Origin of the sequence: Parageobacillus thermoglucosidasius, from assembly GCF_001295365.1 — a bacterium.
In the GTDB taxonomy this organism is placed as follows: domain Bacteria; phylum Bacillota; class Bacilli; order Bacillales; family Anoxybacillaceae; genus Parageobacillus; species Parageobacillus thermoglucosidasius.
In genome coordinates this window covers 3,180,460-3,206,432 of sequence record NZ_CP012712.1, presented here as the reverse complement: position 1 = coordinate 3,206,432, position 25,973 = coordinate 3,180,460, and the positions used below count along the sequence as shown (strand labels likewise).

Genomic DNA, 25,973 nt, shown 5'->3' with positions numbered 1-25,973 from the left:
AAGGAGATAAACAACGATGGGCATCTTACAAAAAGCAGCAAAAATTATTTTCGTGTCCGTTCCTCTTATTTTGCTGGGCGGCTGTTGGGACCGAACGGAAGTAAACGATTTAGCGCTAATCGTTGGGTTAGGAATTGATCAAAAAAAAGATGGGCAAATCATGCTGACAACGGAACTAATCGTTCCGCAAGCAGTCGGCGGAGGCCAGATGATGGGCAGCGATGGCGGCGGCGGTGAAGCTCAAACTTTAGCAAGATCGGGAACGGGTTCCACTGTAGCTGATGCGATCTCGAACCTGCAAGAAAAGCTTCCTCGCCGTGTCTTCTGGGGGCACACCAAGGTGATTGTGTTCGGGGAGAGAGCGGCAAAAGCAGGGATTCGCCAGCATCTGGACTTTCTGAGCCGCAATTCGCAAATTCGCCTCCGTTCCAATGTGTTAGTAAGTAATGGAACTGCGAAAAGTGTGCTCGAGCTGACTCCCCCGATCGAACAAAGCTCAGCAGAGGTGCTGCGGGAGTTGTCCGAATCAAAACTTTTAATGCGGGTAACGATTAAAGACGCCCTGCAAATGTTAAGCAGCGATGCCAGTGCGGCGGCTCTTCCCATGGTGAAGATCTTGCCTCCGGAAAAAGGGAAAAAAGATCTGCAGACCATTGCGTTTATTCAACGTACCGCCATTTTTAAGAAGGATAAAATGATCGGGGATATTGATGATAAGTTGACTCGGGGCGTGCTCTGGCTTCGAAATGAGATCGAACGGGCAAATATCACGGTTACGCTTGAAGGGGAAAAGGGAAATATCACGTCCACAATGTTAAGAGCACATACGGAATTCATACCTAAATATGAGAAGGGCAAGTGGAAGATGATTGTGAAAGCGACCACGGAAGACGATATTATATTAAACGGAACGAAACTGGACTTGTTAAACCCGAAGTATACGAAAATGATCGAAAAAGAATTGGAAAAGGAGACAAATGAGCGCATAAAAGCTGCATTGAAAAAAGTACAAAAAGAGATGAAGGCGGATATTTTCGGGTTTGCTGACATGTTCCACCGAAAATATCCAAGAGAATGGAACAGGGTAAAAAATCGTTGGGAGGAAATCTTCCCTACCGTGGAAGTGATCGTCAAGACGGAGGCGTACGTCCGCAGGCCGGGAGTTAACTCCGCTCCGCAAGGATTGCCAGAACAAGAGGTGAAACAATAATGAAAGTTGGTTTTATGCTAGGTACTCTTGTTCTGGTTGCGCTTATGTTTCTACACGAGTGGCCGCGAATCCGTCAGGCGCAGAAAAAAGAAAAAGTGGTGTTTCTTGTGCTGCTGAGTTTAGGAACGATTTTGGCGATGGTGTTAATATGGAAGCCCGATCTTCCAGGGCCGACGCAGATGATTGACCATATGTATGAGCCTCTCGGACGAATGCTTGAAAAATAAAACGGAGGTTTCCGGTTTTGCCTTATGTATCTTTGTCAGTATTATCTGGAACGTTTTCTTTGTCGTGGGGAAGATGGATGAAACAAAGAAATAGAGAACAAGATTGGTGGATGAAGCTGAGCGGGGTTCATCGGAGGGCGGGATACCAAATATATGGATCCATTTCCGCAATTGGGGAAAAGTTCTTGTGGCGCGTTTCATACTTAAAAAAGCTGACTCGATTGGTCGTCATGGAGTCAGCTTTTTTGCTGCTGCTATTTTTCCGTCCTTCTCCAGCTCGTCTGGCAGATAAACGCGCTCTTAGTGCTTGTTTCGTTCTCTTGCTACGCCTTGGCCTTCAAGTCTTGTTGCGCCTTTATGTTCGATGGATTGGTCACGGTCGGATTCGACGCGATGTGATTGTTTTAGCTTTTTTTCTTGACGGTCTCTGCCCAATTAGTCCAGCTCCTTTCTCCATGGATCATTTTTACTATGGCTATTTTTTGTTTTGCTTATGCATGAATGAATGTTCATAAAAGATGCAATAATGAACATAATAGGAGGTAGAAGTGAAAATATGGAAGGGATTTATTTTTATTTCTTTTTTTGGATTTTATGGATAATATCAACCTTTTTTATGGAAAAAACGCGCCAACGGACAATGCTGGCTGCGGCTGCACTAATAGCGATCATTCTCTCATCTGTTTCCCTGCATATAGGCAGTTTTCACGTAACGCTTGCTTTTTTGTTTCTTTTTTGCTTCGCTTGTTATTTCGCGGCAGCACAAACTTGTCGGAAGCTTCTATATATGGTGATTGCCGCATTGACCACCGCTTTTGCCTATGCCTCTTTCCAGCTTCTCGCTCTTTTTGACCCGGTATGGATATGGATGGACCGCACATGGATGCTTGCCATGGCGCTAGTCATCATCTGTCTTTTATTTTACGAAAATATTCAATCGCGTTTATTATGCCTGGTCATCGGGGGGTGTCAAGGTGAAACGCTGTATTCCATTGTTTCGCAAAAGGTATCGTTTTCGCACGTCATCGGCTCTTTTTCGTTTTTAGATACGGTATCTATTAGTGCGTTTTGCTTGCTTATTTGGTCTCTATTTGAACAGATCACTATGCATGTTAGCAGCAAAAAAACAATAAAGGGGACAAAGCAGTCATGAATGAGTATACATTTCCGATTGTATATGGCATTGTTGTTGGAGTGATCACACGGTTATATTTATTGCGGACAGATTATCGTCAATATCCGACCTATTTGCATGGAAGAACGATTCACATCGCCCTTAGCGTTATTGCCGCCGGCCTCGGTACGATCGCCGTTCCGGCCATTATGGAAAAAGAATTTACGGCGATCACTTTTTTGGCGCTGGCCGCGTCACAGTTTCGCGATGTGCGCAATATGGAACGAAACACGCTGAACGAACTTGACCAATATGAGCTTGTGCCGCGCGGCAAAACGTATATTGAAGGAATTGCTATTGTTTTTGAAGGGAGAAACTATTTAGTCATTTTCACTTCTTTTTTTTCCACGCTTGCCTATTTAGTGTGGGATACTTGGGTTGCCATCATTGTTAGCATCATTTGCTTGCTTGTCGCGCGCCGGTTTATGACCGGGAACCGCTTAAAAGATATTGTTGATGTGGAATATGTGAAGCCGCATTTTGAAGGAGCGGGGTTATATGTGGATAACATTTACATAATGAATATCGGGCTGCAAGCGCGCCGCGAAGAGATTTTGCGGTATGGAATGGGGTTTATTTTAAAGCCGAAAAATTTTAATGCGCGCTTAACCATTGCCAATTTAGGGCAGCGCCAGGCGATTTTGCACGATGTGTCAACTGCGCTTGGAGTATATCGCGACTCAGGGACGCCGGCGCTTGTGCCGCTGGCGAAGCGCGATTTAGATGACGGGCGTGTCGGCATTTTCATTTTGCCGCAAATCAATGATATCGAAAAGGCGAAAAAAATTATTGAGAATGTGCCGATGTTGGAGAATGCCATTCGCATGCCAACAAAGCGGAAGTTCATGAAAAAAGGGGAATAGAATATGACACATGAGAAAGTAATTTTAGCCGTCGTTACAACGAATGAACAAAAAGTGGCGGGAGGGGCGCCGATTTTTACATGTGAAACAAAAGAAGAAATGGAGAGGATCGCCGCCAATTTAGAAGCGATTTTAGACGGCATTGCCCATGAGCTGTCGGAACAATTATTTATCATTGTCAAGCATTAGCTTATTGTTGACGAATGGCGTTTTTGATAAAATAAAACAGCTGCACCCTTCTTTGCAAGGGTGCTTTCTCACAGTCGCGATACGTAAAGAAAGGGTGATAGCATGGCTAATCCAGTCGTAGCAATTGTCGGTCGTCCAAACGTTGGAAAGTCCACGATTTTTAACCGAATCGTCGGCGAACGCATTTCTATTGTGGAGGATGTACCGGGAGTAACTCGCGACAGAATTTACAGCAGCGCTGAATGGCTGAATCATAAATTTTACTTAATTGATACCGGCGGGATCGATATCGGCGATGAGCCGCTTTTAGTGCAAATTCGCCAACAAGCGGAAATTGCGATTGATGAAGCGGACGTAATCATTTTTATGACGAACGGCCGCGATGGAGTGACAGCAGCCGATGAAGAAGTGGCAAAAATTTTGCACCGTTCGAACAAGCCGGTTGTGCTTGCGGTGAATAAAATTGACAATCCGGAAATGCGCGATCTCATTTACGATTTTTATGCGCTCGGGTTTGGGGACCCGTATCCGATTTCCGGCGCGCATGGAACGGGGCTCGGCGATTTGTTGGACGCGGTCGCCCGCCATTTTCCAAAGCGCGGCCAGGAAGAATATGAAGAAGATGTGATTAAGTTTTGCTTAATCGGCCGTCCAAACGTTGGCAAATCTTCTCTTGTTAACGCCATTTTAGGAGAAGAACGCGTCATTGTCAGCGATATTGCCGGAACGACGCGCGATGCCGTCGATACGACGTTTGTGCGGGAAGGGCAAGAATATGTTATTATTGACACAGCGGGAATGAGAAAAAGAGGGAAAATTTACGAAAACACGGAAAAATATAGCGTGCTGCGTGCGCTGAAAGCGATTGAGCGCTCTGATGTCGTCCTCGTTGTGTTAAACGCGGAAGAAGGCATTATCGAACAGGACAAAAAAATTGCCGGATATGCCCATGAAGCGGGGCGGGGCGTGATTATTGTCGTTAACAAATGGGATGCGATTGAAAAAGATGACAAAACATTGATTGAATTTGAGCGGAAAATCCGCGATCATTTTCCGTTTCTTGATTATGCGCCGATTATCTTTGTTTCGGCAAAAACAAAGCAGCGGTTACATAAGCTATTGCCGCTTGTCCGCATGGTAAGCGAAAATCATGCCATGCGCGTGCAAACAAACGTGCTGAATGAAGTGATAATGGATGCGGTGGCAATGAATCCGACGCCAACGCATAACGGCCGGCGCTTAAAGATTTATTATATGACGCAAGTAGCGGTAAAACCGCCAACTTTTGTCGCGTTTGTCAACGACCCGGAGCTGATGCACTTTTCTTACGAGCGCTTTTTGGAAAATCGCATCCGCGATGCGTTCGGCTTTGAAGGGACACCGATAACAATCATTGCCAGACCGAGAAAATAACAAAAAGCGCAGGACGCCTCCCATCCGCCGAAAATCTGCCCGCGTTTCGAAAACTCGGCAAAGAGACTGCGGGAAGGTTCAGGCTAAACAAAATTTTGTTTTGTATGGGTCGCCTGGCAGTAAACGCAATGTGCTGCCGACGCAGAAACCGAAGCGCCGCGGGCGGATGGCGCCCGGAGCCAGACAAAAGCAGAACGCGAAGCGACAGGCAATTTATAAATAATTAAGGAAGTGAGAATGGTGGAACAAATTACAGTGTTAGGTGCAGGAAGCTGGGGGACAGCGCTTGCGATAGTCCTCGCCGATAACGGCCATCAAGTACGGCTTTGGGGACACCGTGCAGAGCAGATCGAGGAAATCAATACAAAACGAACGAATGAAAAATATTTGCCAGGTGTTCGCTTGCCTGAAAAAATTGCCGGCTATGCCGACCTTTGCCAAGCGCTTGACGGCGTCCGGACGGTGGTGCTGGCTGTACCGACAAAAGCGATTCGCGAAGTGTTGCGGAAAGTCTGCGCCTGCATTCGCGAACCGATCACCATTGTAGCGGTAAGCAAAGGAATTGAGCCAGACACGCATAAACGTGTTTCTGAAGTCATTGAGGAAGAGATGGGAAAGCTTTTGCGCGATGTCGTCGTCCTGTCTGGGCCGAGCCACGCAGAAGAAGTGAGCTTGCGCCATCCGACGACCGTGACCGTTTCGTCGAAAAACATGGAAGCGGCGGAGCGCATTCAAGATTTGTTCATGAACCACCAATACTTTCGCGTTTATACCAATCCGGATTTAATTGGGGTGGAGCTCGGCGGGGCGTTGAAAAATATTATTGCTTTAGCTGCGGGCATTACTGACGGATTAGGGTATGGCGATAATGCGAAAGCGGCGCTAATGACAAGAGGACTGGCTGAAATTGCCCGGTTAGGCTGTGCGCTTGGCGCCAATCCGCTGACATTCTCGGGCTTGACGGGGGTTGGCGATTTAATTGTCACATGCACAAGCGTTCATTCGCGGAATTGGCGTGCCGGCCACATGCTTGGCAAAGGGAAAAAGCTAGATGAAGTGCTGGAGAGCATGGGAATGGTCGTGGAAGGGGTAAGAACGACGAAAGCCGCTTACCAGCTTTCCAAAAAACTTGGAGTAAAAATGCCGATTACGAAAGTGCTTTATGAAGTGTTATTTGATGGAAAAGATCCGAAAGAGGCGGCTGATTCGTTAATGTCGCGCGTTAAAACGCAAGAGATGGACGATTTAGTGAATATTCTTACAGAACCGCAGCGGGAAAAATGAGGAAAATAGGCGTTCGATGATACAAGGCGTTTGCGCTTCGCATACAATACTACGAACAATTATAGACTTGAGCTTCCGGACCAAGGGTGTTGTTGTTCAACTGAAGTAAAGAAGAGCCCCGCTTTACTTCAGTTTTTTATTCGTGCATAAAGGTCGCGCCTGCGTGAAACAAAATATCGTTATTTGTTATAATAGTGTCGAAAAAAGGAGGAAAAGGGATGTCACCGGCGTTGGCAAAAATGTGGATTGCCATTGCGTCCATGGTATTCATGTTTATCTCGGTATTTTCGATTTATATCAGCCGTTATAAAGTAAAAAATAAGATTATTCGCTTTATTTTGGCATTGATCGCCTATGTTTTTATGATTTTAGCAGGAATTATCATTATTTTTGTCGTGTTTAGCGGCCCTTCGCCAGAATAGTAGACGAAGTTAAAGGATGGATTTTCGATGAGATGGATCGTTCGTTTTATGATTTCATGCCTGATTGTCTTATCTCTTTCCGGTTGCCTGTATCCAAAGGAACGGCTGAAGCAAAATCAAATTCCGTATGAAGACCAAGTTGCTGCGGTGCAATCGGCGGTCGATCAATACCGCAAAGCAACGGGAGGGCTTTTGCCGATTAAAACGCGCGACATGAAAACGCCTATTTACCAAAAGTATCCTATTGATTTTAATAAGTTAGTGCCGCGTTATATGCAGGAGCCGCCAGGAAACGCTTATGAAAGCGGCGGCGTTTTCCAATATGTCATCGTTGACGCTGAAAAAAATCCAACCGTGAAATTGCTCGATTTGCGTTTGGCGGAACGGATTCGCGATTTAAAGCTGCGCTTGCAAATGTACCGGGATGATCACCGCTATCCGCCATTTAAGAAAATGATCGCGCCGGGAGTGTTTACATTAGATTATAAAAAGCTTGGATATAAAGAACCGCCGCATGCCGTCAGCCCGTTTTCCGGCAATAATTTGCCGTTTGTCATCGATGGGAATGGGGAAATTTATATCGATTACCGCATCGATTTATATAACGCGTTAAAAAAAGAGAAACACCATTACCGCCCGGGCGATGACATTCGCGACATATTAGTGAAACATTCGCTATTTGTGCCTGCCTATTCTCTTCCGTATACGATCGACGCCAAAACAAATGAACCGGTTTTTTTAACAAAATGAGTCATGAACCCTTCTCTAGGAAAATACATTCTAGAGAAGGGATTTTTTATACATTTTTAGTCATAAACAAATAGGACAACATCATATTCATATAGTGTCCTATGATACTAGTGAATTCGGTTGTTAATTATAACGGCCCAAAAGACTGGAGGGAGTCATTTGGAAAAAGTCGATATTTTCAAAGATATCGCCGAACGAACTGGTGGCGATATTTATTTAGGAGTAGTCGGTGCGGTCCGAACAGGAAAATCGACTTTCATAAAAAGGTTTATGGAACTCGTCGTCATTCCTAATATTCAAAATGAGGCAGATAAAGCGCGCGCGCAAGACGAATTGCCGCAAAGCGCTGCCGGAAAAACGATTATGACCACTGAGCCGAAATTCGTGCCAAATCAAGCGGTGACCGTTAAAGTCGACGAAGGATTAGAAGTGAATATTCGCCTTGTCGATTGTGTCGGCTATGCCGTCCCCGGCGCAAAAGGGTATGAAGATGAGAACGGCCCGCGCATGATTCATACGCCATGGTACGAAGAACCGATTCCGTTTCACGAAGCGGCGGAGATCGGCACAAGAAAAGTGATCCAAGAACATTCGACGATCGGCGTGGTCATTACGACAGACGGCACGATTAGCGAAATTCCGCGCCAAGATTATATCGAAGCCGAAGAACGCGTCATTCATGAATTAAAAGAAGTCGGCAAACCGTTTATTATGATTGTCAACACCGTTCGGCCGCATCATCCGGATACGGAGGCGCTGCGCCGCGAGCTTGCGGAAAAATATGATATTCCGGTGCTGGCGATGAGCGTTGAAAGCATGCGAGAAGCCGATGTGTATAACGTGCTTCGTGAAGCATTATATGAATTTCCGGTATTAGAAGTGAATGTGAATTTACCGAGCTGGGTCATGGTGCTCCGTGAAGACCATTGGCTTCGCGAAAGCTATCAAGACGCGGTCCGTGATACAGTAAAAGATATTAAGCGGCTGCGCGATGTGGATCGCGTTGTTCAGCAATTTAGCGAATATGATTTCATTGAAAAGGCGAGTCTTGCCGGCATTGAAATGGGACGAGGAATTGCGGAAATTGACTTATATGCACCGGACGAGTTGTATGACCAAATTTTAAAAGAAGTTGTCGGCGTTGAAATTCGCGGCAAAGATCATTTGCTGCAGCTTATGCAAGATTTTGCCCACGCAAAATCAGAATATGACCAAATCGCCGATGCGTTAAAAATGGTGAAACAAACCGGTTACGGCATCGCGGCGCCGGCGCTTTCCGACATGAGCCTCGATGAACCGGAAATCATTCGCCAAGGATCGCGCTTCGGCGTGCGGTTAAAAGCAGTGGCTCCGTCCATTCATATGATTAAAGTGGACGTTGAATCGGAATTTGCGCCAATCATCGGTACGGAAAAACAAAGCGAAGAGCTCGTCCGTTATTTAATGCAAGATTTTGAAGATGATCCTCTCTCGATCTGGAATTCCGATATTTTCGGCCGTTCGCTTAGCTCGATTGTCCGCGAAGGCATTCAAGCAAAACTGGCCCTTATGCCGGAAAACGCGCGTTATAAGCTGAAAGAAACGCTTGAACGCATTATTAACGAAGGGTCCGGTGGGTTAATCGCCATTATTTTATAGAAAAAGGCTCCAGCTTGGAGTCTTTTTTATTTTTATTATGCAAGAAAATTAGTAGGAACCCTTGAAAAACAAGGATTTTATCTTGATAACGCATAGGACATATGATAATCTTTTATCAGAAAAAGTTACTTTCTTTGGTGAAATGTGCCTAAATTTTATTGATTTGATGAAAATGTGTTGAATTATAGTGATAAATTGTTTAATATTAGGCATGTCACCGCATTTTATACGTATAGAAACATAAGAAAATGTGAAGAAATGGTATTAAACAAGCAATTTTAACAACCCTCTTGGGAGGAGGTGAATCGCATGAATAAGACAGAATTGATTAACACAGTTGCTGAAATTAGCGGCCTTTCCAAAAAGGATGCAACAAAAGCGGTGGACGCTGTATTTGAATCTATTACAGAAGCGCTTAAAAAAGGCGATAAAGTCCAATTAATTGGTTTTGGGAACTTTGAAGTTCGCGAGCGCGCGGCGCGCAAAGGGCGCAACCCGCAAACAGGGGAAGAAATGGAAATCCCTGCGAGCAAAGTTCCTGCATTCAAACCAGGAAAAGCTCTTAAAGATGCTGTGAAATAAGTTTACATATAAAGGCAATTAAGAGCTTGCAAAGGAAGGGTAAGCGATACGCACGCTGCCCTTCTTTTTTGCTTTTTTTTCGTTACATATGCTAGAATCGGATTACATTCAGCTTTTATGATGCAGGAGGATGTTGCTTGTATGTCACATGTGAATTATGAACAAATTGAATATGCCGTTCGTTTAATTTTAGAGGCAATTGGCGAAGATCCGAATCGTGAAGGATTAGTCGACACGCCAAAGCGGGTCGCAAAGATGTACGCGGAATTATTTTCCGGGTTGCATGAAGATCCGAAGCAATATTTTCAAACCGTGTTCAATGAAGACCATGAGGAGTTAGTGCTTGTCAAAGATATTCCGTTTTACTCCATGTGCGAGCACCATTTGGTCCCGTTTTTCGGCGTCGCGCATGTTGCCTATATTCCCCGTGACGGAAAAGTGACAGGATTAAGCAAGCTGGCGCGAGCGGTGGAGGCGGTAGCACGCCGTCCGCAATTGCAGGAGCGCATAACGGCGACCGTTGCCGATTCGATTATGGAAACATTAGATCCATACGGAGTAATGGTAGTGGTGGAAGCGGAACATATGTGCATGACGATGCGCGGCGTGAAAAAGCCGGGAGCCAAAACGGTGACAACGGCGGTGAGAGGAGTGTTTGAAACCGACCAAACGGCCCGTGCGGAAGTGCTTTCCCTCATAAAAGGATAACATATATGAACAATGGAAGAAGGAGGAGAGAGTAATGTACATCAACAGTGATTATGTTGTCATAAAAGCGCTGGAAGATGGGGTGAGCGTCATTGGGTTAACGAGAGGGGCGGATACACGTTTTCACCACTCGGAAAAACTGGATAAAGGGGAAGTGTTAATTGCCCAATTCACTGAACATACGTCGGCGATTAAGATAAGAGGAAAAGCGCATATTCAGACGAGACATGGCGAAATCGAATCGGACGGAAAAAAGTAATGAACGATTTTCTGTGAAACTAGAGCGCTTCAAAGAAAATTATGTTATAATTACTCCGTTATATTTTGTGCGAATTTTTTGGGGACAAGGGTGATTATATTGAAAAACATCATAAAAAAAATCGCAATGTTAAAAGAACAAATCGAACGATTTCTTCACCATTCTTATTTGTTTCAGCATATATCGACAAGGCCAATCGATGAAGACCGCATTTTGCTATCATTGTCCATGTTAGAAGATGCGCACATTTCCCCAGAGAAAGCGGACCATTATATTATCCCGATGATGCTTGTGCAAATCGCCCTTGATACCCATGATGAAGTGACCAATTCTGCTTCCGGCTGCGAAGACGATGATTTGAAAACGCGGCAATTAGTTGTGCTGGCAGGCGATTTATACAGTGGCTTATATTACGATTATTTAGCAAAGCGGAACGAGATTTCGATAATCCGCCTGTTTGCGGAAGCGATCAAAGAGATTAATGAGCACAAAATTCGCCTGTATCAAAAAGATATCGAACGCATTGAAACATTGTTTGACAGCGTTGGAACGATTGAGTCGGCGCTGATTTGCAAAATGGGAGAGTATTTTTCTGCCCCGTTATGGGCAAGCTTTTCGCATGATTATTTGCTGCTGAAACGGCTGAACAGGGAAAAAGAAGCGTTCATCCATTCTGGTTCCTCTGCTTTGTTTGAGCAAATGGCAAATATCGTATTTCCAAAAACAAAAGCGGTGACGAAGGAGCAGAAACATTATTTGCTCCACATTTGCAACCGGTATATTGACCATTGCAAAGAAAAATTGCTAAAAATGAAATTGGACGTCAATGAGATGTTGCAAGTCCGCATTTCCGAGTTAACTGGCGGTTTTTCAGCCGTCGCAAAAAAGACGGTGGAAGAAGGGTAGAGGTATGCATCAATCGAAAGAAGAACGGGTTCATCATGTGTTTGAAAAAATTTATCAGCATTATGACCGCATGAATTCGGTTATCAGTTTCCGGCGCCATTTGAAATGGCGCAAAGATACGATGAAGCGGATGAACGTACAACAAGGAAAAAAGGCGCTTGACGTTTGCTGCGGCACGGCCGATTGGGCGATTGCGCTTGCTGAGGCCGTCGGTCCAAGCGGTGAAGTATACGGGCTTGATTTCAGCAAAAATATGCTGCGAGTGGGAGAACAAAAAGTAAAAGAACGCCAGTTGACAAACGTTAAACTGATTCACGGCAATGCGATGAACTTGCCGTTTCCTGACAATATGTTTGATTATGTGACGATTGGCTTTGGATTGCGCAATGTCCCTGACTACATGACAGTGCTAAAAGAAATGTACCGCGTCACAAAGCCAGGCGGCAAAGTCGTTTGTCTGGAAACATCGCAGCCGACATTAATCGGGTTTCGCCAGTTGTACTATTTTTACTTTCGCTTTATTATGCCTTTGTTTGGAAAATTGTTTGCGAAAAGTTATGAAGAATATTCGTGGCTTCAAGAATCAGCGCGTGATTTCCCTGGAAGGGATGAACTTGCTGAGATGTTCCGCGCAGCCGGCTTTGTCGATATTGAAGTGAAACCGTACACATTTGGAGTTGCTGCGATGCATTTAGGTTATAAACGATAATAAAGGTGAACATCATGAAATTAAAAGCGATGTATTCGTTTTTGAATGCGGATTTACGTGCAGTTGAAAAAGAACTGGAAGAAACGGTCCGTTCCGATTATGCGCAGTTGAGTGAAGCTGCGTTACATTTGTTGCAGGCGGGCGGAAAGCGGATCCGTCCCGTTTTTGTATTGCTTGCCGCGAAATTCGGCACGTATGATATTGAACGGGTGAAACATGTGGCGGTCGCGTTAGAGCTAATCCATATGGCGTCCCTCGTTCATGATGATGTGATCGATGATGCAGAGCTGCGGAGAGGCAGGCAAACGATTAAGGCAAAATGGAGCAATCGGTTTGCCATGTATGCCGGTGACTATATGTTCGCCCGCTCGCTTGAATTGATGACACGACTTGAAAATCCGCTTGCCCACCGCATTTTGGCAAACACCATTGTCGAAGTGTGCCGCGGGGAAATTGAACAAATTAAAGATAAATATCGTTTTGATCAAAACCTTCGTTGTTACTTGCGGCGCATCAAACGAAAAACCGCGCTGCTGATTGCGGCAAGCTGCCAGCTTGGAGCAATTGCTGCAAACGCTGCAAAGAGGACGGCGGATCGCCTCTATTTGTTCGGGTATTATGTTGGCATGTCGTTTCAAATTACGGATGATATTCTCGATTTTACTGGTACGGAGGCGCAGCTTGGCAAACCGGCGGGGAGCGATCTATTGCAAGGAAATGTGACGCTCCCGGTGTTATTTGCGATGGAGGATGAAAGGGTAAGAGAGAGGATTACCGCTGCTGTCCATCCGAAAACGACACCGGACGAAATGAAGGAAATTATTGCGCTGATTAAACAAACCGATGCGATTGAAAAATCGTACGCGCTTAGCGACCGATATTTGCAAAAGGCGTTTCGGGTATTAGAAACGCTGCCGAAAAACAAAGCGCGGTCTACGTTGTACGACATCGCAAAATATATCGGAAAAAGGGATTTTTAACGCTTTCAAGGGCAATATTGCTAACAAGCAAAAACAATGATACTATTTTGATGGGATTCAGTTTCCTAGTACATACTTAGTAGGGGTGGAGAACAGATGATGGAAAGAACGTTTATCATGGTCAAACCTGACGGGGTTCAGCGCAACTTGATCGGCGAGATCGTTGCTCGCTTTGAGAAAAAAGGCTTTCAGCTTGTTGGCGCAAAACTCATGCAAGTATCCCGCGAATTGGCTGAACAGCATTACGCGGAACATAAAGAACGTCCGTTTTTCGGGGAACTTGTGGACTTTATTACGTCAGGTCCGGTGTTTGCCATGGTATGGGAAGGCGAAAACGTGATTGCGACGGCAAGACAAATGATGGGAAAAACAAATCCGCAGGAAGCAGCGCCTGGCACCATTCGCGGCGATTACGGCTTGACTGTCGGGAAAAACGTCATTCACGGTTCGGACTCCCCAGAAAGCGCTGAACGGGAAATTCGTTTATTTTTCAAAGAAGAAGAGCTTGTTGATTACTCCAAATTAATGAACCAATGGATATACTAAAAGACGATGACCGGTCAGTGAAATGGCCGGTTTTATTTTGCATTTTTTATTCTCTTTTCCACCTGTTTTGCGCTATACTAAAACATAGACATTCGCTTGGAAATGAGAAAGAGAGAGGAAAAACGGGGATGAACGATTACCAGCAGTTTATTGAGAATGTCAAGCGAAAAACAGGCATTGATCTTTCGCAATATAAAGAGGCGCAAATGAAACGGCGCTTAACGTCGCTCTATGAAAAAAGAGGGCTGAAAAGCTTCCAGCAGTTTTTTCAAGAAATGGAAAAAGACGAAAAGCTGTTTCATGAGTTTCTTGACCGAATGACGATTAACGTGTCGGAATTTTACCGAAATGCCAAACGGTGGGAAGTGCTTGAAAAGAAAATATTGCCGAAACTGCTTGAGCAAAACCGCCATTTAAAAATATGGAGCGCTGCATGCTCAACCGGGGAAGAGCCTTATACGTTGGCAATGGTTGTATCGAAATTGGTGCCGCTCGCCCGTGTTTCGATTTTAGCGACTGATATCGATGAAAACGCGATCGCTCGCGCGAAAATAGGGATGTATACGGAACGGTCGTTGCAAGAATTGCCGGAAGAAATGAAAAGGAAGTTTTTTACAAAAGAAGGAATGTATTATAAAATCGACGAAAAGATCAAAAGAGCGGTGACGTTTAAAAAGCACAACTTGCTCGCCGATCCATTTGACCGCCAATTCGATTTGATTGTCTGCCGCAACGTGCTGATTTATTTTACCGAAGAGGCGAAAGAACGGCTTTACTATAAATTTAATCAAGCGCTGCGGCCGGGCGGAATCTTATTTGTCGGCAGCACGGAACAGATTTTTAACCCGGGCTTGTATGGCTTTGAAATGGAAGATACGTTTTTTTACCGTAAAATCAATTAGCCTCTTGAAGAGTTCATCGGCAAGATGAATTCTTTTTTTATCGGAAACTATTTTCATTTTTCATATTTATGATATATTGTTACTTAAACGCGTTAAAGAATTGAAGGGAGAGACAAAGATGAGATATTTAACAGCAGGTGAATCACACGGGCCGCAATTAACGACGATTTTGGAGGGGGTGCCGGCAGGCCTGACACTGCTTGCCGAACATATTAATAAAGAGCTGGCAAGAAGACAAAAAGGATACGGGCGCGGCCGGCGGATGCAAATTGAAAAAGATGAAGTGAAGATTTTCAGCGGCGTCCGCCATGGAAAAACGCTAGGTTCTCCGATCACGCTTGTCGTCGAAAACCGCGATTGGAAACATTGGCAAACCATTATGTCGATTGAACCGATTGATCCGGCAGAAGAAGTAAAACGGAAAGTGACGCGCCCGCGCCCAGGCCATGCCGATTTAAACGGCGCGTTAAAATACGGGCACCGCGATATGCGCAACGTATTGGAACGCTCATCAGCGCGGGAAACGACGGTGCGGGTTGCGGCCGGAGCGGTGGCCAAACGGATTCTTGAAGAGCTTGGCATCCGCGTTGCCGGACATGTGATAGAAATCGGCGGGGTTCGCGCGGAGCGCCTCGATTATCGTTCGCTCGAAGAATTGCAGCAAGTGACAGAAGAGTCGCCGGTGCGCTGTTTTGATGAAAAAGCAGCAATCAAAATGATGGAAGCGATCGATGAAGCGAAGAAAAACGGTGACTCGATCGGCGGCATTGTCGAGGTCATTGTCGAAGGCGTTCCTGCCGGGGTCGGCAGCCACGTTCATTATGATAGGAAGCTTGATGCGAAAATTGCCGCAGCGATAGTTAGCATTAACGCATTTAAAGGCGTCGAATTTGGCATCGGCTTTGAAGCGGCGCGGCGCCCGGGAAGCGAAGTGCATGATGAAATTATTTGGAGCGAAGAAACAGGATTTATGCGGCGGACAAACCGCGCCGGCGGGTTTGAAGGCGGGATGACAACCGGGATGCCGATTGTCGTGCGCGGAGTGATGAAGCCGATTCCGACGTTGTACAAACCGCTGCAAAGCGTGGATATTGAAACGAAAGAGCCGTTTACGGCAAGCATCGAGCGTTCTGACAGCTGCGCGGTGCCGGCGGCAAGCGTTGTTGCGGAAGCGGTCGTTGCTTGGGAAGTTGCTGCGGCAATCGTCGATCAGTTCGGGCAAGACCGGATGGATCTCATTAAAGAAAATATCGAAAAAATGCGCCGTTACGCGAAGGGGTTTTAATGATGGAACGAATTTGGATCGAAACGAAGACAAAACAATATCCGTTGTTTCTCGGCGAAGGAGTTATTGAATCTCTTCCGGATATTCTCCGCCAGCTGTCTTTTTCGGAAAGGACGAAAGTGCTTATTATTACCGACCAAACGTTAGAGCGTTTGTATTTGCCGAAGCTTCGCGCGCTGCTCGCCGATGACTATGAGGTGTTTGCGCATGTCATACCGGGCGGGGAAGAAGCGAAATCGTTTGAGCAATATTACGCATGCCAAACGACCGCGCTTCAATGCGGGCTTGACCGCAAGTCGCTGATTCTTGCCTTCGGCGGCGGCGTCGTCGGCGATTTAGCGGGATTTGTAGCCGCTACGTACATGCGCGGCATCCGCTATATTCAAATACCGACAACGCTTCTTGCGCATGACAGTGCTGTCGGCGGCAAAGTGGCGATCAATCATCCGATCGGCAAAAACATGATAGGAGCGTTTTATCAACCGGAGGCGGTTGTCTATGACATCGCTTTTTTGCGTTCTCTGCCGGAAAAAGAACTGCGCTCCGGTTTTGCCGAAGTCATCAAACACGCGCTGATTCGCGACCGCGATTTTTATGAATGGCTCCGGCGAGAAGTCCGCACGCTTGCCGACTTAAAAGGAGAACGATTGCAATATTGCATTAAGAAAGGAATCGAAGTAAAAGCAAGCGTCGTGCGCGAAGACGAAAAAGAAGCAGGCGTCCGCGCGCATTTAAATTTTGGGCATACGCTTGGGCACGCGATTGAAAATGAGCTCGGCTATGGAGCGATAACGCATGGCGATGCGGTGGCGATTGGAATGCTGTTTGCGCTTTTTGCCAGCGAACGGGTATATGGAGTATCGTTTGCCGGCCATCATTTTTCTTCTTGGTTCCGTACATACGGGTTTCCTGTTTCGCTTCCGCAACAACTGCAAGCAACCCGCCTCCTTGCGAAAATGAAAGGAGACAAAAAAGCGAGAGCGGGCACTGTTCGCATGGTGCTGTTGAAAGACATCGGCGCGGTGGAAGTAATGTCGCTTGATGACGAAACGCTGCTCGCGTTGCTTTATGAATTTTCGCGGCGGGAGGAGGGAAAACAATGACGGAGAGAATGATCCGCGGGATTCGCGGTGCGATTACTGTTGAGCGCAATGAAGCGGAGGAAATTGTCAACGCAACGGAAACATTGCTGAAAGAAATGATCCGTGCCAATGACGTAGCGGCAAGCGATGTGTCGTTCGTGCTTATCTCTGTTACTGAAGATATTACAGCGGCGTTTCCGGCGCAAGCGCTGCGCCGTTTAGAAGGATGGACATACGTTCCGGTTATGTGTATGCGGGAAATTCCTGTTCCCCATTCACTGCCGCGTTGCATACGGGTGATGATGACCGTCCATACCGCGAAAAAACAAGAGGAAATTTCTCACGTTTATTTGCGGGATGCTGTGGCATTGCGACCGGATTTGTTGACAAAAAAAACAGAAAATAATATGATAAAAAGCAAAAGTGATAAGTGAATAGTGGAAGAAGAGAAGAGTGAGATGAGGGTAGATGAGAGTGAGTGAGTTAAGCTGAGGTGAGTTTTTGCACAGACGAGGAGAAGTCTACCCAAAGACCATTTGTCTTTGGGTTTTTTCATTTCCTCATGATTTCGCCTCATAAACCCTCATTCTCCATCCGAACGAACGGAGGGGAGAATCATTGAAAAACTGCACGATCACCACTTTTTTAGAAGATGCGACCCATTTCCTGACGATTCCGATTGTGCGCCGCTTTTTTGCGGACGTGTTCGAGCCGCTGAAAATCTTTGAAAATTTGCAAGAGGAACCAGTATTTTTGCTTGAAAGCAAAGATGAGCCATCGCCGTGGGCGCGTTATTCCTTTATTGGCATATCGCCTTTTTTGACGATTGAAAGCGAAACAGGCCGTTCATTTTCAGTAATGGATGAGCATGGCAAAGAAATCTTAAAAGCTTCTTCGCTCAAAGAAGCGTTTTTGTTTATCGAAAAACGGTTGTGCGTGAAGCGGCTTACCGATGACATTCCATTCGTTGGCGGCGCAGTCGGCTTTTTAGGGTATGATTTTATTTCCGCAATCGAAAAAGTCCCAATGCATTCCAATCGCGATATTCCGATGAAAACAGGCTATTTTACGTTTTGCGAATCGCTGATCGTATTTGACCATTATAAGCGGGAGATTGTGTTTATTCATTATGTCCGCTTGTCCGACAAGGACAGTGAGGAAACGAAAAAGAAAAAATATGAAGAAGGAATCAAGCGGATAGAAACGTTAATGAAAAAGGCGGTGAGCGGACGGGAAGAGCCGCTGTTATTGCTTCGCGGCGACGATGAAGAAACGAGCGTTTCCTTTCAAAACGTTATATCCAATTATGACAAAGTGTCATTTATGAGGGATGTTGAAAAAATCAAAAACTATATCGTGCGCGGCGATATTTTTCAGGCCGTATTGTCACAGCGGTTTACCGTTCCCGTTCAAGCAAGCGGTTTTCAAATATATCGCATGTTGCGCCATATTAACCCGTCGCCATATATGTTTTATTTTCGCGTCGGCAATATAGAAATTGTCGGGAGTTCCCCAGAAAAGCTCATTCAAGTTTATCACCGCCATATGGAAATCCATCCGATCGCCGGGACGAGAAGACGGGGGCGGTCGGTGGAAGAAGACGAGCGCCTGCAACAGGAGCTTTACGATGATCCGAAAGAAAGAGCAGAACATTACATGCTGGTCGATTTAGCGCGCAATGACATCGGAAAAGTCGCGGAATATGGCACAGTCAAGACGCCGGTGTTAATGGAAATCGGAAAATTTTCTCATGTGATGCATCTGATTTCGAAAGTAACCGGTGTGCTAAAAGAAGAGATTCACCCGATTGACGCTCTGCTGGCCGCATTTCCGGCAGGAACGGTAAGCGGGGCGCCGAAAGTAAGGGCAATGCAAATTTTGCAGGAGCTAGAGCCGACGGCGAGAAATTTATACGCCGGCACGATTGCCTATATCGGTTTTGATGGCAATATTGATTCATGCATCGCGATTCGGACGGCGATTGTCAAAGACGGTTATGCTTATGTGCAAGCGGGCGCGGGGATTGTCGCCGATTCCGTTCCTGAATTGGAATGGAAGGAAACGCGCAATAAAGCGAGCGCCTTAATAAAAGCGATTGAACGTGCCGAGCAACTGTTTGTGAAAGGGGAGAATATGTATGTTTAAACAACTTCTTGGCAAATGTGCCGAAGGATATAAGTTGACAGAAGATGAAGCGTATGAAGCGATGACGGCAATCATGTCCGGAGAAGCAACGGCTAGTCAAATTGCCAGTTTCTTATCGATTTTGCGGCTGCGCGGGGAAACGGTTGACGAACTGACAGGGTTGGTGAAAGCGATGCGCGATCAGATGATGACGCTCGATTATGAAGAAGACGTGATCGACACGTGCGGAACGGGCGGAGACGAAGCAGCGACGTTTAACATTTCTACCGCGGCGGCGATCGTCGTGTCGTCGCTTGGCGTCAAAGTAGCCAAACACGGCAATCGCGCAGTTTCTTCGAAAAGCGGAAGCGCGGACGTGTTAGAAGCGCTTCACATCGATATTCAAGCGACGCCGGAAGAAGCGAAACAAGCGTTAAAGACGAAAGGACTGACTTTTTTATTCGCGCCGCTTTACCATTCAGCGATGAAATATGCCGCGTTACCGCGCAAAGAAATTGGTTTTCGCACCGTCTTCAATTTAATCGGCCCGCTGGCGAACCCGGCGCGGTGCAAGCGGCAAGTAATCGGCGTTTATTCTACCAGCTATGCGGAAAAACTCGCGGAAACTCTTCACCGGCTCGGTTCGGAACATGTTTTATTTGTTACGGGAAAAGATGGGCTGGATGAATGCAGCATTTCGGCGGAAACAGACATTGTCGAATTGAAAAATGGAGAAATTCGCCGTTTCGTTCTTGCACCGGAACAATATGGGCTCAAGCGGGGAAAATTAGAACATATTCAAGTTCGCACCGTGCAACAAAGCGCCGAATTGCTAAAGGCGGTCATGGAAGGAAAAGCGAACGAAAGCGCGACAAATATCGTCATCCTTAACGCTGGCGTCGCGCTATATGCAGCAGGAAAAGCAGCGACGATTGGCGAAGGGGTCGAAATGGCAAAAGAAGCGGTGATGACAAAGAAAGCTTATGAGCAATTTGAGCGGTTGCGGATGAAAGAGGTTGAAAAATATGCTTGAACAAATTATCGCAACGAAACGCAAAGAAGTAGAAGCGCTCATATTGCCGGAGCCGCTGCGAAACGTGCAGCGCCGTTCGCTATCAGCAGCGTTGAAGAAGCCAAACCGCTTTATCGGCCTTATCGCTGAAGTGAAGAAGGCTTCCCCATCCAAAGGGTTGATTCGTCCCGATTTTCATCCTGCGGCGATCGCGAAAGCGTACGAAAAAGCGGGAGCGGATGCGATCAGCGTATTGACGGATGAACGGTATTTCCAAGGGCATCGCAGTTATTTGAGCGATGTGAAACAAGCGGTGCAGCTTCCGGTTTTGCGCAAAGATTTTATTATCCATCGGATGCAAATTGAAGAGAGTGTGCGAATCGGAGCGGATGCGATTTTATTAATCGGCGAGGCGCTGCCGGCAAAAACGTTGTATGAGCTATATCAGGAGGCGCGCGACAAAGGGTTGGAATGTTTAGTGGAAGTGCATCAGCGCGAAACATTGGAAAGCATTTTAGATATTTTTACGCCGGAAATTATCGGTATTAACAACCGCAATTTGCATACGTTTGTCACCACGTTGGAAACGACAAGCAAAGTCATCCCGTTCGTGCCAGATGGCAGCGTGATCGTCAGCGAAAGCGGCATCGCTGCTTCTGCCGATTTGCAAGCGGTGAAAACGTATGGCGCAAACGCGGTGCTTGTCGGGGAAGCGCTGATGCGAAAGGATAATGTCGAAGCCGCGATTTACGAGCTATTCCAGGAGGTGGGTACGATTGGCCGTCCGTCTTAAATATTGCGGTAATCGCACCGCTTCCGATTTACAAAAAAGCGTCGAAAGCAAAGCGGATTACGTTGGGTTGATTTTTGCGGAAAGCAAACGAAAAGTGGAAGTGGAGACGGTAAAACAATGGCTCCAGTCGATTTCCCTTGGCGATAAACTGCTTGTCGGCGTGTTTGTCAACGCGCCGCTTGCGAAAATCATCGGCGCGGCGTCACAGCTTCCGCTCGCGGTGATCCAATGCCACGGCAATGAGACGGCCGGGTATATCGCGAAAATAAAAGAAGCGACAGGCCTTGCCGTGTGGAAAGCGATTCATCACGATGAGGGCGCGCTCGCGAAGATGAAACAATATGCCGGCGTTGCCGATGGATATGTCGTGGATAGCCGAGTAAGCGGAGCGTGGGGCGGGACGGGAATTTCATTTGACTGGAAGAATGTCCCGGTTTATTTGGAGGAAGCCGCGCGGCAAGCGGCGCCTTGTTTCATCGCCGGCGGAATCACGCCGGAAAATGTAGAAAAGCTGCTGTCATACCGCCCTTACGGCATTGACATTAGCAGCGGCATTGAAGAAAACGGGGAAAAAAGCATAAAAAAAATGAAAGAAATCGAAAAGAAGGTGGCGAACTATGTATAACGTTCCAAACGAAAACGGCAGATTTGGCGATTTTGGCGGAAAATTCGTTCCCGAAACGTTAATGATTCCGCTCGAAGAAATGGAGGAAGAGCTCGACAAGGCGCTCGCCGATGATGCGTTTAAAGCGGAATATATGCGAATTTTGCAAGAGTATTCCGGCCGGCCGACGCCGCTTACGTTTGCGCCTAATTTAACGAAAAAACTAAATGGCGCAAAAATTTACTTGAAACGGGAAGATTTAAACCACACCGGCGCCCATAAAATCAATAATGCGATCGGACAGGCACTGCTCGCTAAACGGATGGGAAAGAAAAAAATCATTGCCGAAACGGGAGCAGGGCAGCACGGTGTTGCCGCGGCGACGGTAGCAGCTCACTTCGGAATGGAATGCATCGTATTTATGGGGGAAGAAGATATCAAACGGCAGGAATTGAACGTATTCCGGATGAAATTATTGGGAGCCGAAGTTGTTCCCGTTTACAGCGGCAACCGCACATTGAAAGACGCGACAAATGAAGCGATTCGCTATTGGGTGCAACATTGTGATAACCATTTCTATATGATCGGTTCTGTTGTCGGCCCGCATCCGTATCCAAAAATGGTGCGTGAATTTCAGCGGATTATCGGTGATGAGGCGAAACAGCAATTCCTTGAGCGGGAAGGAAAGCTGCCGGATATGATCGTCGCGTGTGTGGGCGGCGGAAGCAATGCGATGGGCATGTTTTATCCGTTTTTGGAAGATGATGTGACGCTTGTCGGCGTGGAAGCGGCCGGAAAAGGAATCGACACGCCGTATCATGCCGCAACGATCACAAAAGGAACAAAAGGGGTCATTCATGGGTCGATGACGTATTTGTTGCAAGATGAGTACGGGCAAATTATTGAACCGTATTCCGTTTCGGCAGGCCTTGATTATCCTGGGGTTGGACCGGAGCACGCTTATTTGGCCAGCATCGGCCGCGTTCGTTACGAAAGCGTTACGGATGCCGAAGCGATCGAGGCGTTCCAACTGCTGTCAAGGGAAGAAGGGATCATTCCGGCGATCGAGTCAGCGCATGCTTTGGCGAAGGCGGTTCAGCTTGCGAAAACGATGCGAAACGATCAAACGGTGCTCGTTTGCTTATCAGGCCGCGGCGATAAAGATGTGCAGACAATGATGAATTACTTAAAAGGGGGAAATGATGTTGCCATTGCTAACCGTCACTAAGCCGATGTTTATCCCGTTTATTGTTGCCGGAGATCCCCGCCCGGATATAACAGTTGAGCTTGCCTTGGCGCTTCAAGAGGCGGGAGCCGATATTTTGGAATTGGGCGTGCCGTATTCCGATCCGTTAGCGGATGGCCCGATTATTCAACGGGCCGCGGCAAGAGCGTTGCGCCAGCAGATGACGCTGCAAAAAGCGATCGAATTAATCCCTGCAATGCGAAAAAAAGGCGTAAAAATTCCGATTATTATCTTTACGTATTACAATCCTGTGTTACAATTAGGAAAAGAATCCTTTTTTGCTTTAGCGCAAAAAAATGGAGCGAGCGGCGTTTTAATTCCGGATTTGCCTTTTGAAGAAAGCGCCCCGGTTCGCAAGCTTGGCGAAGCGGCGGGAATCCCGCTGATTTCGCTCGTGGCGCCGACATCGAAAAAGCGCATTGCAATGATCGCTTCCAATGCGCAAGGATTTGTATATTGCGTTTCCTCTCTCGGTGTGACCGGCGTGCGTGATACACTGCCGGAAACATTGCACGAATTTTTGGCAGAAGTAAAACGGCATAGCCGTGTTCCTGTCGTCGTTGGATTTGGCATTTCGAAAAGCGAACAAGTAAGCATGCTAAAACATTATTGTGACGGGGTCGTCATCGGCAGCGCGCTCGTCCAAAAAATTGAACAGCTTAGCGACCGCTTGCAAACACCGGAGAAAAAAGAGGAAGCGCTCGCCGAGTTTCGCCGTTACGCTCGCTCGCTGACAGCACCGCTCAATGAAACGGTGCAATAACAGAAATGATAGGGAGTGTCACCATGGAAGTGAAAACACAGTTGCGGGGGCTTCCCCCTTACCAACCGGGAAAATCCGTTGAAGAAGTGAAACGGCAGTATGGGCTTGCCGATATTATCAAATTAGCGTCCAATGAAAATCCATACGGATGTTCGCCTGCGGCGAAGGAAGCCATCATGAAACAATTGGACCGTCTCGCCATTTACCCGGATGGGTACGCGCGCCTGCTTCGGGAAAAAGTTGCCGCACATCTTGGGGTAAACGAAACGCAGCTTATTTTCGGCAACGGTTCCGATGAAGTTGTGCAAATTATTTGCCGCGCGTTTTTGTCGCCGGATACAAACACGGTGATGGCGGCGCCGACATTTCCGCAATATCGCCATAATGCGGTGATTGAAGGGGCGGAAATCCGTGAAATTCCGCTTGCAGATGGGCGCCATGATTTAGAAGCGATGCTGAATGCGATCGATGAGCAAACGCGCGTCGTTTGGATATGCAATCCGAACAACCCGACGGGAACGTACGTGAATGAACGGGAGTTAACTTCCTTTCTTGAGCGTGTTCCTAGCCATGTTCTTGTCGTGCTGGATGAAGCGTATTACGAATATGCGACAGCGGATGATTATCCGCAAACCGTTCCGCTTCTTTGCCAATATGAAAATTTGATGATTTTACGCACGTTTTCGAAAGCGTACGGTTTAGCGGCGCTCCGGGTTGGATACGGCATTGCCAGCGAAACGATTGTCCGCGATATCGAACCGGCGCGCGAACCGTTTAATACATCCAGCATCGCGCAAGCGGCCGCTGTTGCTGCGTTGGACGATCAAGATTTTATTCGCGACTGTGTGGAAAAAAACCGACAAGGATTACAAATGTTTTATCGTTTTTGCGAGGAAAACGGGTTGCGCTATTATCCGTCGCAAACCAATTTCGTGTTGATCGATTTTGGCATTGAGGGGAATGAAGTTTTTCAATATTTGCTAGAACGCGGGATCATTGTCCGCTCTGGAAATGCGCTCGGCTTTCCGACGGCCGTTCGCATTACGGTCGGCACGCGCGAGCAAAATGAACGGGTGATTGCCGCATTGACGCAGATGTTGAAAGCAAAGCAGCTTGTATAGTATAGTAATCTATCATTCGCCCCGTTGCTTGGATAAGCAGCGGGCGCATTTTCTAGAGAAGGTGAAGCAGTTGGAAGGAAATGTTTTTGTCGTTGGGCTTGGCTTAATCGGCGGATCGATGGCGCTGGCGATAAAAAAAGCGCATCCGGATGCCGTTATTATTGGATATGATGTGAATGAAAATGAGATGAAACTTGCCCGCACATTAAAAGTAATTGATGAAATGGCTCCGTCCCTTGAACAAGGGATGAAGCAGGCGGATTTGATCATTTTAGCCACTCCTGTCATGCAGACAGAGAAAATTTTGGCGGAAATGCGCGCCGATGTTTTCAAGGAAAATGTGATTGTAACGGATGTTGGCAGCACAAAGCAGCGGATTATTAAACATGCGGAGCAGTTAGGAAAGCAAGGAATCACGTTTATCGGCGGCCATCCGATGGCAGGTTCGCATAAAAGCGGTGTGGTGGCGGCGCGGGCGCATTTGTTTGAAAACGCCTTTTATGTCTTGACGCCGGTGAATGGCGTGGCGGAAGAGGAGATTGAACGGTTAAAGGAATGGCTGAAAGGGACGAAAGCACAGTTTGTCGTGCTGTCGCCAAAAGAGCATGATCGCATCACCGGGGTGATTAGCCATTTCCCTCATATTATCGCGGCAAGCCTTGTCCACCAAGCGGAGCGGTACGAAAAAGAAAATCCGCTTGTCAGCCGCCTTGCCGCGGGAGGATTTCGCGATATTACGCGCATCGCCTCAAGCAATCCGGAAATGTGGCGCGATATTTTTATACATAATAAGGAGGAGCTGCTGGCGCTTTTTGATAGTTGGATTTCGGAAATGCAGAAGCTCCGTTCGATAGTGGAAGAAGAAAACAGCGAAGCGATTTATCGCTATTTTTTGCAAGCAAAACAGTTTCGCGACGGACTTCCAGCGCGAACAAAAGGAGCTATTCCGTCTTTTTACGACTTATATGTCGATGTTCCTGACTACCCTGGGGTTATTTCCGAAATTACCGGCTATCTTGCGAAAGAACAAATTAGCATTACGAATATCCGGATTATCGAAACGAGAGAAGAAATTTATGGCGTGCTCCGCCTTAGCTTTCAAAGCGAGGAAGACCGGGCAAAAGCGAAAGCGTGCATTCGAAAACATACGAATTATGATACATATGAAGGATAGACGGAGG

At 46.7% G+C, this 25,973-nt stretch carries 30 protein-coding genes; 29 read left to right on the top strand and 1 reads right to left on the bottom strand.

Annotated elements, in window-relative coordinates; genetic code table 11:
- Positions 1 to 16: 16 nt before the first annotated feature.
- Positions 17 to 1,210 (top strand): Ger(x)C family spore germination protein, encoded by a 1,194-nt coding sequence (locus AOT13_RS15710; RefSeq protein ID WP_013876719.1) that lies wholly within the window; start codon positions 17 to 19, stop codon positions 1,208 to 1,210.
- On the top strand, positions 1,210 to 1,437 hold the full coding sequence (locus AOT13_RS15705) for a hypothetical protein (RefSeq protein ID WP_003249545.1): 228 nt from the start codon (positions 1,210 to 1,212) through the stop codon (positions 1,435 to 1,437). Before AOT13_RS15710 ends, AOT13_RS15705 begins: the two co-directional genes overlap by 1 nt.
- Before the next feature lie 300 nt (positions 1,438 to 1,737).
- Here AOT13_RS15705 and AOT13_RS19175 read toward each other — a convergent pair whose 3' ends face one another.
- Positions 1,738 to 1,872: a YpzI family protein gene (locus AOT13_RS19175; protein WP_065868244.1), complete on the bottom strand. Its 135-nt coding sequence runs from the start codon at positions 1,870 to 1,872 to the stop codon at positions 1,738 to 1,740.
- A 121-nt stretch (positions 1,873 to 1,993) separates the two neighbouring features.
- On the opposite strand from AOT13_RS19175, the gene AOT13_RS15700 reads away from it, so the two are divergent.
- The 27 genes from AOT13_RS15700 to AOT13_RS15565 all read left to right on the top strand — a co-directional run bounded on the left by AOT13_RS15700 (position 1,994) and on the right by AOT13_RS15565 (position 25,966).
- Positions 1,994 to 2,590 carry a YphA family membrane protein gene (locus AOT13_RS15700; RefSeq protein ID WP_003249549.1) on the top strand — a complete coding sequence of 199 codons (597 nt, stop codon included), beginning with the start codon at positions 1,994 to 1,996 and terminating at the stop codon, positions 2,588 to 2,590.
- Positions 2,587 to 3,474 (top strand): YIEGIA family protein, encoded by an 888-nt coding sequence (locus tag AOT13_RS15695; RefSeq protein WP_003249551.1) that lies wholly within the window; start codon positions 2,587 to 2,589, stop codon positions 3,472 to 3,474. Before AOT13_RS15700 ends, AOT13_RS15695 begins: the two co-directional genes overlap by 4 nt.
- A gap of 3 nt (positions 3,475 to 3,477) precedes the next feature.
- Positions 3,478 to 3,663 (top strand): capping complex subunit for YIEGIA, encoded by a 186-nt coding sequence (locus AOT13_RS15690; RefSeq protein WP_013400504.1) that lies wholly within the window; start codon positions 3,478 to 3,480, stop codon positions 3,661 to 3,663.
- 102 nt (positions 3,664 to 3,765) lie between these two features.
- Positions 3,766 to 5,076: a ribosome biogenesis GTPase Der gene (gene der, locus AOT13_RS15685; RefSeq protein ID WP_013876721.1), complete on the top strand. Its 1,311-nt coding sequence runs from the start codon at positions 3,766 to 3,768 to the stop codon at positions 5,074 to 5,076.
- A 240-nt stretch (positions 5,077 to 5,316) separates the two neighbouring features.
- Positions 5,317 to 6,360, top strand: coding sequence for an NAD(P)H-dependent glycerol-3-phosphate dehydrogenase (locus AOT13_RS15675; protein ID WP_167542274.1), 1,044 nt, complete (start codon positions 5,317 to 5,319; stop codon positions 6,358 to 6,360).
- A gap of 218 nt (positions 6,361 to 6,578) precedes the next feature.
- The gene (locus tag AOT13_RS15670; RefSeq protein ID WP_003249558.1) at positions 6,579 to 6,782 is read left to right on the top strand and encodes a DUF2768 domain-containing protein; all 204 of its coding nucleotides are present in this window, start codon (positions 6,579 to 6,581) and stop codon (positions 6,780 to 6,782) included.
- A gap of 27 nt (positions 6,783 to 6,809) precedes the next feature.
- Positions 6,810 to 7,532: a hypothetical protein gene (locus AOT13_RS15665; protein WP_013400506.1), complete on the top strand. Its 723-nt coding sequence runs from the start codon at positions 6,810 to 6,812 to the stop codon at positions 7,530 to 7,532.
- Between the two features lie 159 nt (positions 7,533 to 7,691).
- Positions 7,692 to 9,170: a stage IV sporulation protein A gene (gene spoIVA, locus AOT13_RS15660; RefSeq protein WP_013876722.1), complete on the top strand. Its 1,479-nt coding sequence runs from the start codon at positions 7,692 to 7,694 to the stop codon at positions 9,168 to 9,170.
- Positions 9,171 to 9,479: 309 nt separating this feature from the next.
- On the top strand, positions 9,480 to 9,752 hold the full coding sequence (locus AOT13_RS15655; RefSeq protein WP_003249561.1) for an HU family DNA-binding protein: 273 nt from the start codon (positions 9,480 to 9,482) through the stop codon (positions 9,750 to 9,752).
- A 141-nt stretch (positions 9,753 to 9,893) separates the two neighbouring features.
- Entirely contained in the window at positions 9,894 to 10,460 is a 567-nt protein-coding gene (gene folE / locus AOT13_RS15650; RefSeq protein ID WP_013400508.1) for a GTP cyclohydrolase I FolE, read from the top strand.
- 34 nt (positions 10,461 to 10,494) lie between these two features.
- On the top strand, positions 10,495 to 10,719 hold the full coding sequence (mtrB, locus tag AOT13_RS15645; RefSeq protein WP_003249564.1) for a trp RNA-binding attenuation protein MtrB: 225 nt from the start codon (positions 10,495 to 10,497) through the stop codon (positions 10,717 to 10,719).
- Between the two features lie 90 nt (positions 10,720 to 10,809).
- Positions 10,810 to 11,625 carry a heptaprenyl diphosphate synthase component 1 gene (locus tag AOT13_RS15640; protein WP_003249566.1) on the top strand — a complete coding sequence of 272 codons (816 nt, stop codon included), beginning with the start codon at positions 10,810 to 10,812 and terminating at the stop codon, positions 11,623 to 11,625.
- A 4-nt stretch (positions 11,626 to 11,629) separates the two neighbouring features.
- The gene (gene menG, locus AOT13_RS15635; protein WP_013400509.1) at positions 11,630 to 12,334 is read left to right on the top strand and encodes a demethylmenaquinone methyltransferase; all 705 of its coding nucleotides are present in this window, start codon (positions 11,630 to 11,632) and stop codon (positions 12,332 to 12,334) included.
- 14 nt (positions 12,335 to 12,348) lie between these two features.
- The gene (gene hepT, locus AOT13_RS15630) at positions 12,349 to 13,314 is read left to right on the top strand and encodes a heptaprenyl diphosphate synthase component II (RefSeq protein WP_013400510.1); all 966 of its coding nucleotides are present in this window, start codon (positions 12,349 to 12,351) and stop codon (positions 13,312 to 13,314) included.
- Positions 13,315 to 13,413: 99 nt separating this feature from the next.
- On the top strand, positions 13,414 to 13,860 hold the full coding sequence (gene ndk, locus AOT13_RS15625; protein WP_003249570.1) for a nucleoside-diphosphate kinase: 447 nt from the start codon (positions 13,414 to 13,416) through the stop codon (positions 13,858 to 13,860).
- A 128-nt stretch (positions 13,861 to 13,988) separates the two neighbouring features.
- A complete protein-coding gene (locus tag AOT13_RS15620; RefSeq protein WP_013400511.1) occupies positions 13,989 to 14,762 on the top strand; it encodes a CheR family methyltransferase in 774 nt (257 codons plus the stop codon).
- Positions 14,763 to 14,880: 118 nt separating this feature from the next.
- A complete protein-coding gene (gene aroC, locus AOT13_RS15615; protein WP_013876724.1) occupies positions 14,881 to 16,047 on the top strand; it encodes a chorismate synthase in 1,167 nt (388 codons plus the stop codon).
- Positions 16,047 to 17,150, top strand: a complete 1,104-nt coding sequence (gene aroB, locus AOT13_RS15610; protein WP_013876725.1) for a 3-dehydroquinate synthase — start codon at positions 16,047 to 16,049, stop codon at positions 17,148 to 17,150. Before aroC ends, aroB begins: the two co-directional genes overlap by 1 nt.
- An 8-nt stretch (positions 17,151 to 17,158) precedes the next feature.
- Positions 17,159 to 17,563, top strand: coding sequence for a chorismate mutase (gene aroH / locus AOT13_RS15605; protein WP_042384172.1), 405 nt, complete (start codon positions 17,159 to 17,161; stop codon positions 17,561 to 17,563).
- Between the two features lie 184 nt (positions 17,564 to 17,747).
- Entirely contained in the window at positions 17,748 to 19,274 is a 1,527-nt protein-coding gene (gene trpE, locus AOT13_RS15600) for an anthranilate synthase component I (RefSeq protein ID WP_042384049.1), read from the top strand.
- On the top strand, positions 19,267 to 20,286 hold the full coding sequence (trpD, locus tag AOT13_RS15595) for an anthranilate phosphoribosyltransferase (protein WP_003249589.1): 1,020 nt from the start codon (positions 19,267 to 19,269) through the stop codon (positions 20,284 to 20,286). The genes trpE and trpD overlap by 8 nt, the downstream gene beginning before the upstream one ends.
- Positions 20,279 to 21,058, top strand: coding sequence for an indole-3-glycerol phosphate synthase TrpC (gene trpC / locus AOT13_RS15590; protein ID WP_013400516.1), 780 nt, complete (start codon positions 20,279 to 20,281; stop codon positions 21,056 to 21,058). Before trpD ends, trpC begins: the two co-directional genes overlap by 8 nt.
- Entirely contained in the window at positions 21,042 to 21,683 is a 642-nt protein-coding gene (locus tag AOT13_RS15585) for a phosphoribosylanthranilate isomerase (protein ID WP_042384048.1), read from the top strand. Before trpC ends, AOT13_RS15585 begins: the two co-directional genes overlap by 17 nt.
- Entirely contained in the window at positions 21,676 to 22,890 is a 1,215-nt protein-coding gene (trpB, locus tag AOT13_RS15580) for a tryptophan synthase subunit beta (protein ID WP_042384046.1), read from the top strand. Before AOT13_RS15585 ends, trpB begins: the two co-directional genes overlap by 8 nt.
- Complete coding sequence (gene trpA / locus AOT13_RS15575) at positions 22,865 to 23,671, top strand: tryptophan synthase subunit alpha (protein ID WP_080695322.1); 807 nt, start codon at positions 22,865 to 22,867, stop codon at positions 23,669 to 23,671. The genes trpB and trpA overlap by 26 nt, the downstream gene beginning before the upstream one ends.
- Before the next feature lie 23 nt (positions 23,672 to 23,694).
- Positions 23,695 to 24,792, top strand: a complete 1,098-nt coding sequence (gene hisC / locus AOT13_RS15570) for a histidinol-phosphate transaminase (protein WP_013400518.1) — start codon at positions 23,695 to 23,697, stop codon at positions 24,790 to 24,792.
- 70 nt (positions 24,793 to 24,862) lie between these two features.
- The gene (locus tag AOT13_RS15565) at positions 24,863 to 25,966 is read left to right on the top strand and encodes a prephenate dehydrogenase (protein WP_003249602.1); all 1,104 of its coding nucleotides are present in this window, start codon (positions 24,863 to 24,865) and stop codon (positions 25,964 to 25,966) included.
- Positions 25,967 to 25,973: the final 7 nt, after the last annotated feature.

Coding starts and splice junctions, on each gene's coding strand:
- AOT13_RS15710 (WP_013876719.1), top strand. CDS start 17: ATGGGCATCTTACAAAAAGCAGCAAAAATTATTTTCGTGTCCGTTCCT.
- AOT13_RS15705 (WP_003249545.1), top strand. CDS start 1,210: ATGAAAGTTGGTTTTATGCTAGGTACTCTTGTTCTGGTTGCGCTTATG.
- AOT13_RS15700 (WP_003249549.1), top strand. CDS start 1,994: ATGGAAGGGATTTATTTTTATTTCTTTTTTTGGATTTTATGGATAATA.
- AOT13_RS15695 (WP_003249551.1), top strand. CDS start 2,587: ATGAATGAGTATACATTTCCGATTGTATATGGCATTGTTGTTGGAGTG.
- AOT13_RS15690 (WP_013400504.1), top strand. CDS start 3,478: ATGACACATGAGAAAGTAATTTTAGCCGTCGTTACAACGAATGAACAA.
- der (WP_013876721.1), top strand. CDS start 3,766: ATGGCTAATCCAGTCGTAGCAATTGTCGGTCGTCCAAACGTTGGAAAG.
- AOT13_RS15670 (WP_003249558.1), top strand. CDS start 6,579: ATGTCACCGGCGTTGGCAAAAATGTGGATTGCCATTGCGTCCATGGTA.
- AOT13_RS15665 (WP_013400506.1), top strand. CDS start 6,810: ATGAGATGGATCGTTCGTTTTATGATTTCATGCCTGATTGTCTTATCT.
- AOT13_RS15655 (WP_003249561.1), top strand. CDS start 9,480: ATGAATAAGACAGAATTGATTAACACAGTTGCTGAAATTAGCGGCCTT.
- folE (WP_013400508.1), top strand. CDS start 9,894: ATGTCACATGTGAATTATGAACAAATTGAATATGCCGTTCGTTTAATT.
- mtrB (WP_003249564.1), top strand. CDS start 10,495: ATGTACATCAACAGTGATTATGTTGTCATAAAAGCGCTGGAAGATGGG.
- menG (WP_013400509.1), top strand. CDS start 11,630: ATGCATCAATCGAAAGAAGAACGGGTTCATCATGTGTTTGAAAAAATT.
- hepT (WP_013400510.1), top strand. CDS start 12,349: ATGAAATTAAAAGCGATGTATTCGTTTTTGAATGCGGATTTACGTGCA.
- ndk (WP_003249570.1), top strand. CDS start 13,414: ATGGAAAGAACGTTTATCATGGTCAAACCTGACGGGGTTCAGCGCAAC.
- AOT13_RS15620 (WP_013400511.1), top strand. CDS start 13,989: ATGAACGATTACCAGCAGTTTATTGAGAATGTCAAGCGAAAAACAGGC.
- aroC (WP_013876724.1), top strand. CDS start 14,881: ATGAGATATTTAACAGCAGGTGAATCACACGGGCCGCAATTAACGACG.
- aroB (WP_013876725.1), top strand. CDS start 16,047: ATGATGGAACGAATTTGGATCGAAACGAAGACAAAACAATATCCGTTG.
- aroH (WP_042384172.1), top strand. CDS start 17,159: ATGATCCGCGGGATTCGCGGTGCGATTACTGTTGAGCGCAATGAAGCG.
- trpD (WP_003249589.1), top strand. CDS start 19,267: ATGTTTAAACAACTTCTTGGCAAATGTGCCGAAGGATATAAGTTGACA.
- trpC (WP_013400516.1), top strand. CDS start 20,279: ATGCTTGAACAAATTATCGCAACGAAACGCAAAGAAGTAGAAGCGCTC.
- trpB (WP_042384046.1), top strand. CDS start 21,676: ATGTATAACGTTCCAAACGAAAACGGCAGATTTGGCGATTTTGGCGGA.
- trpA (WP_080695322.1), top strand. CDS start 22,865: ATGTTGCCATTGCTAACCGTCACTAAGCCGATGTTTATCCCGTTTATT.
- hisC (WP_013400518.1), top strand. CDS start 23,695: ATGGAAGTGAAAACACAGTTGCGGGGGCTTCCCCCTTACCAACCGGGA.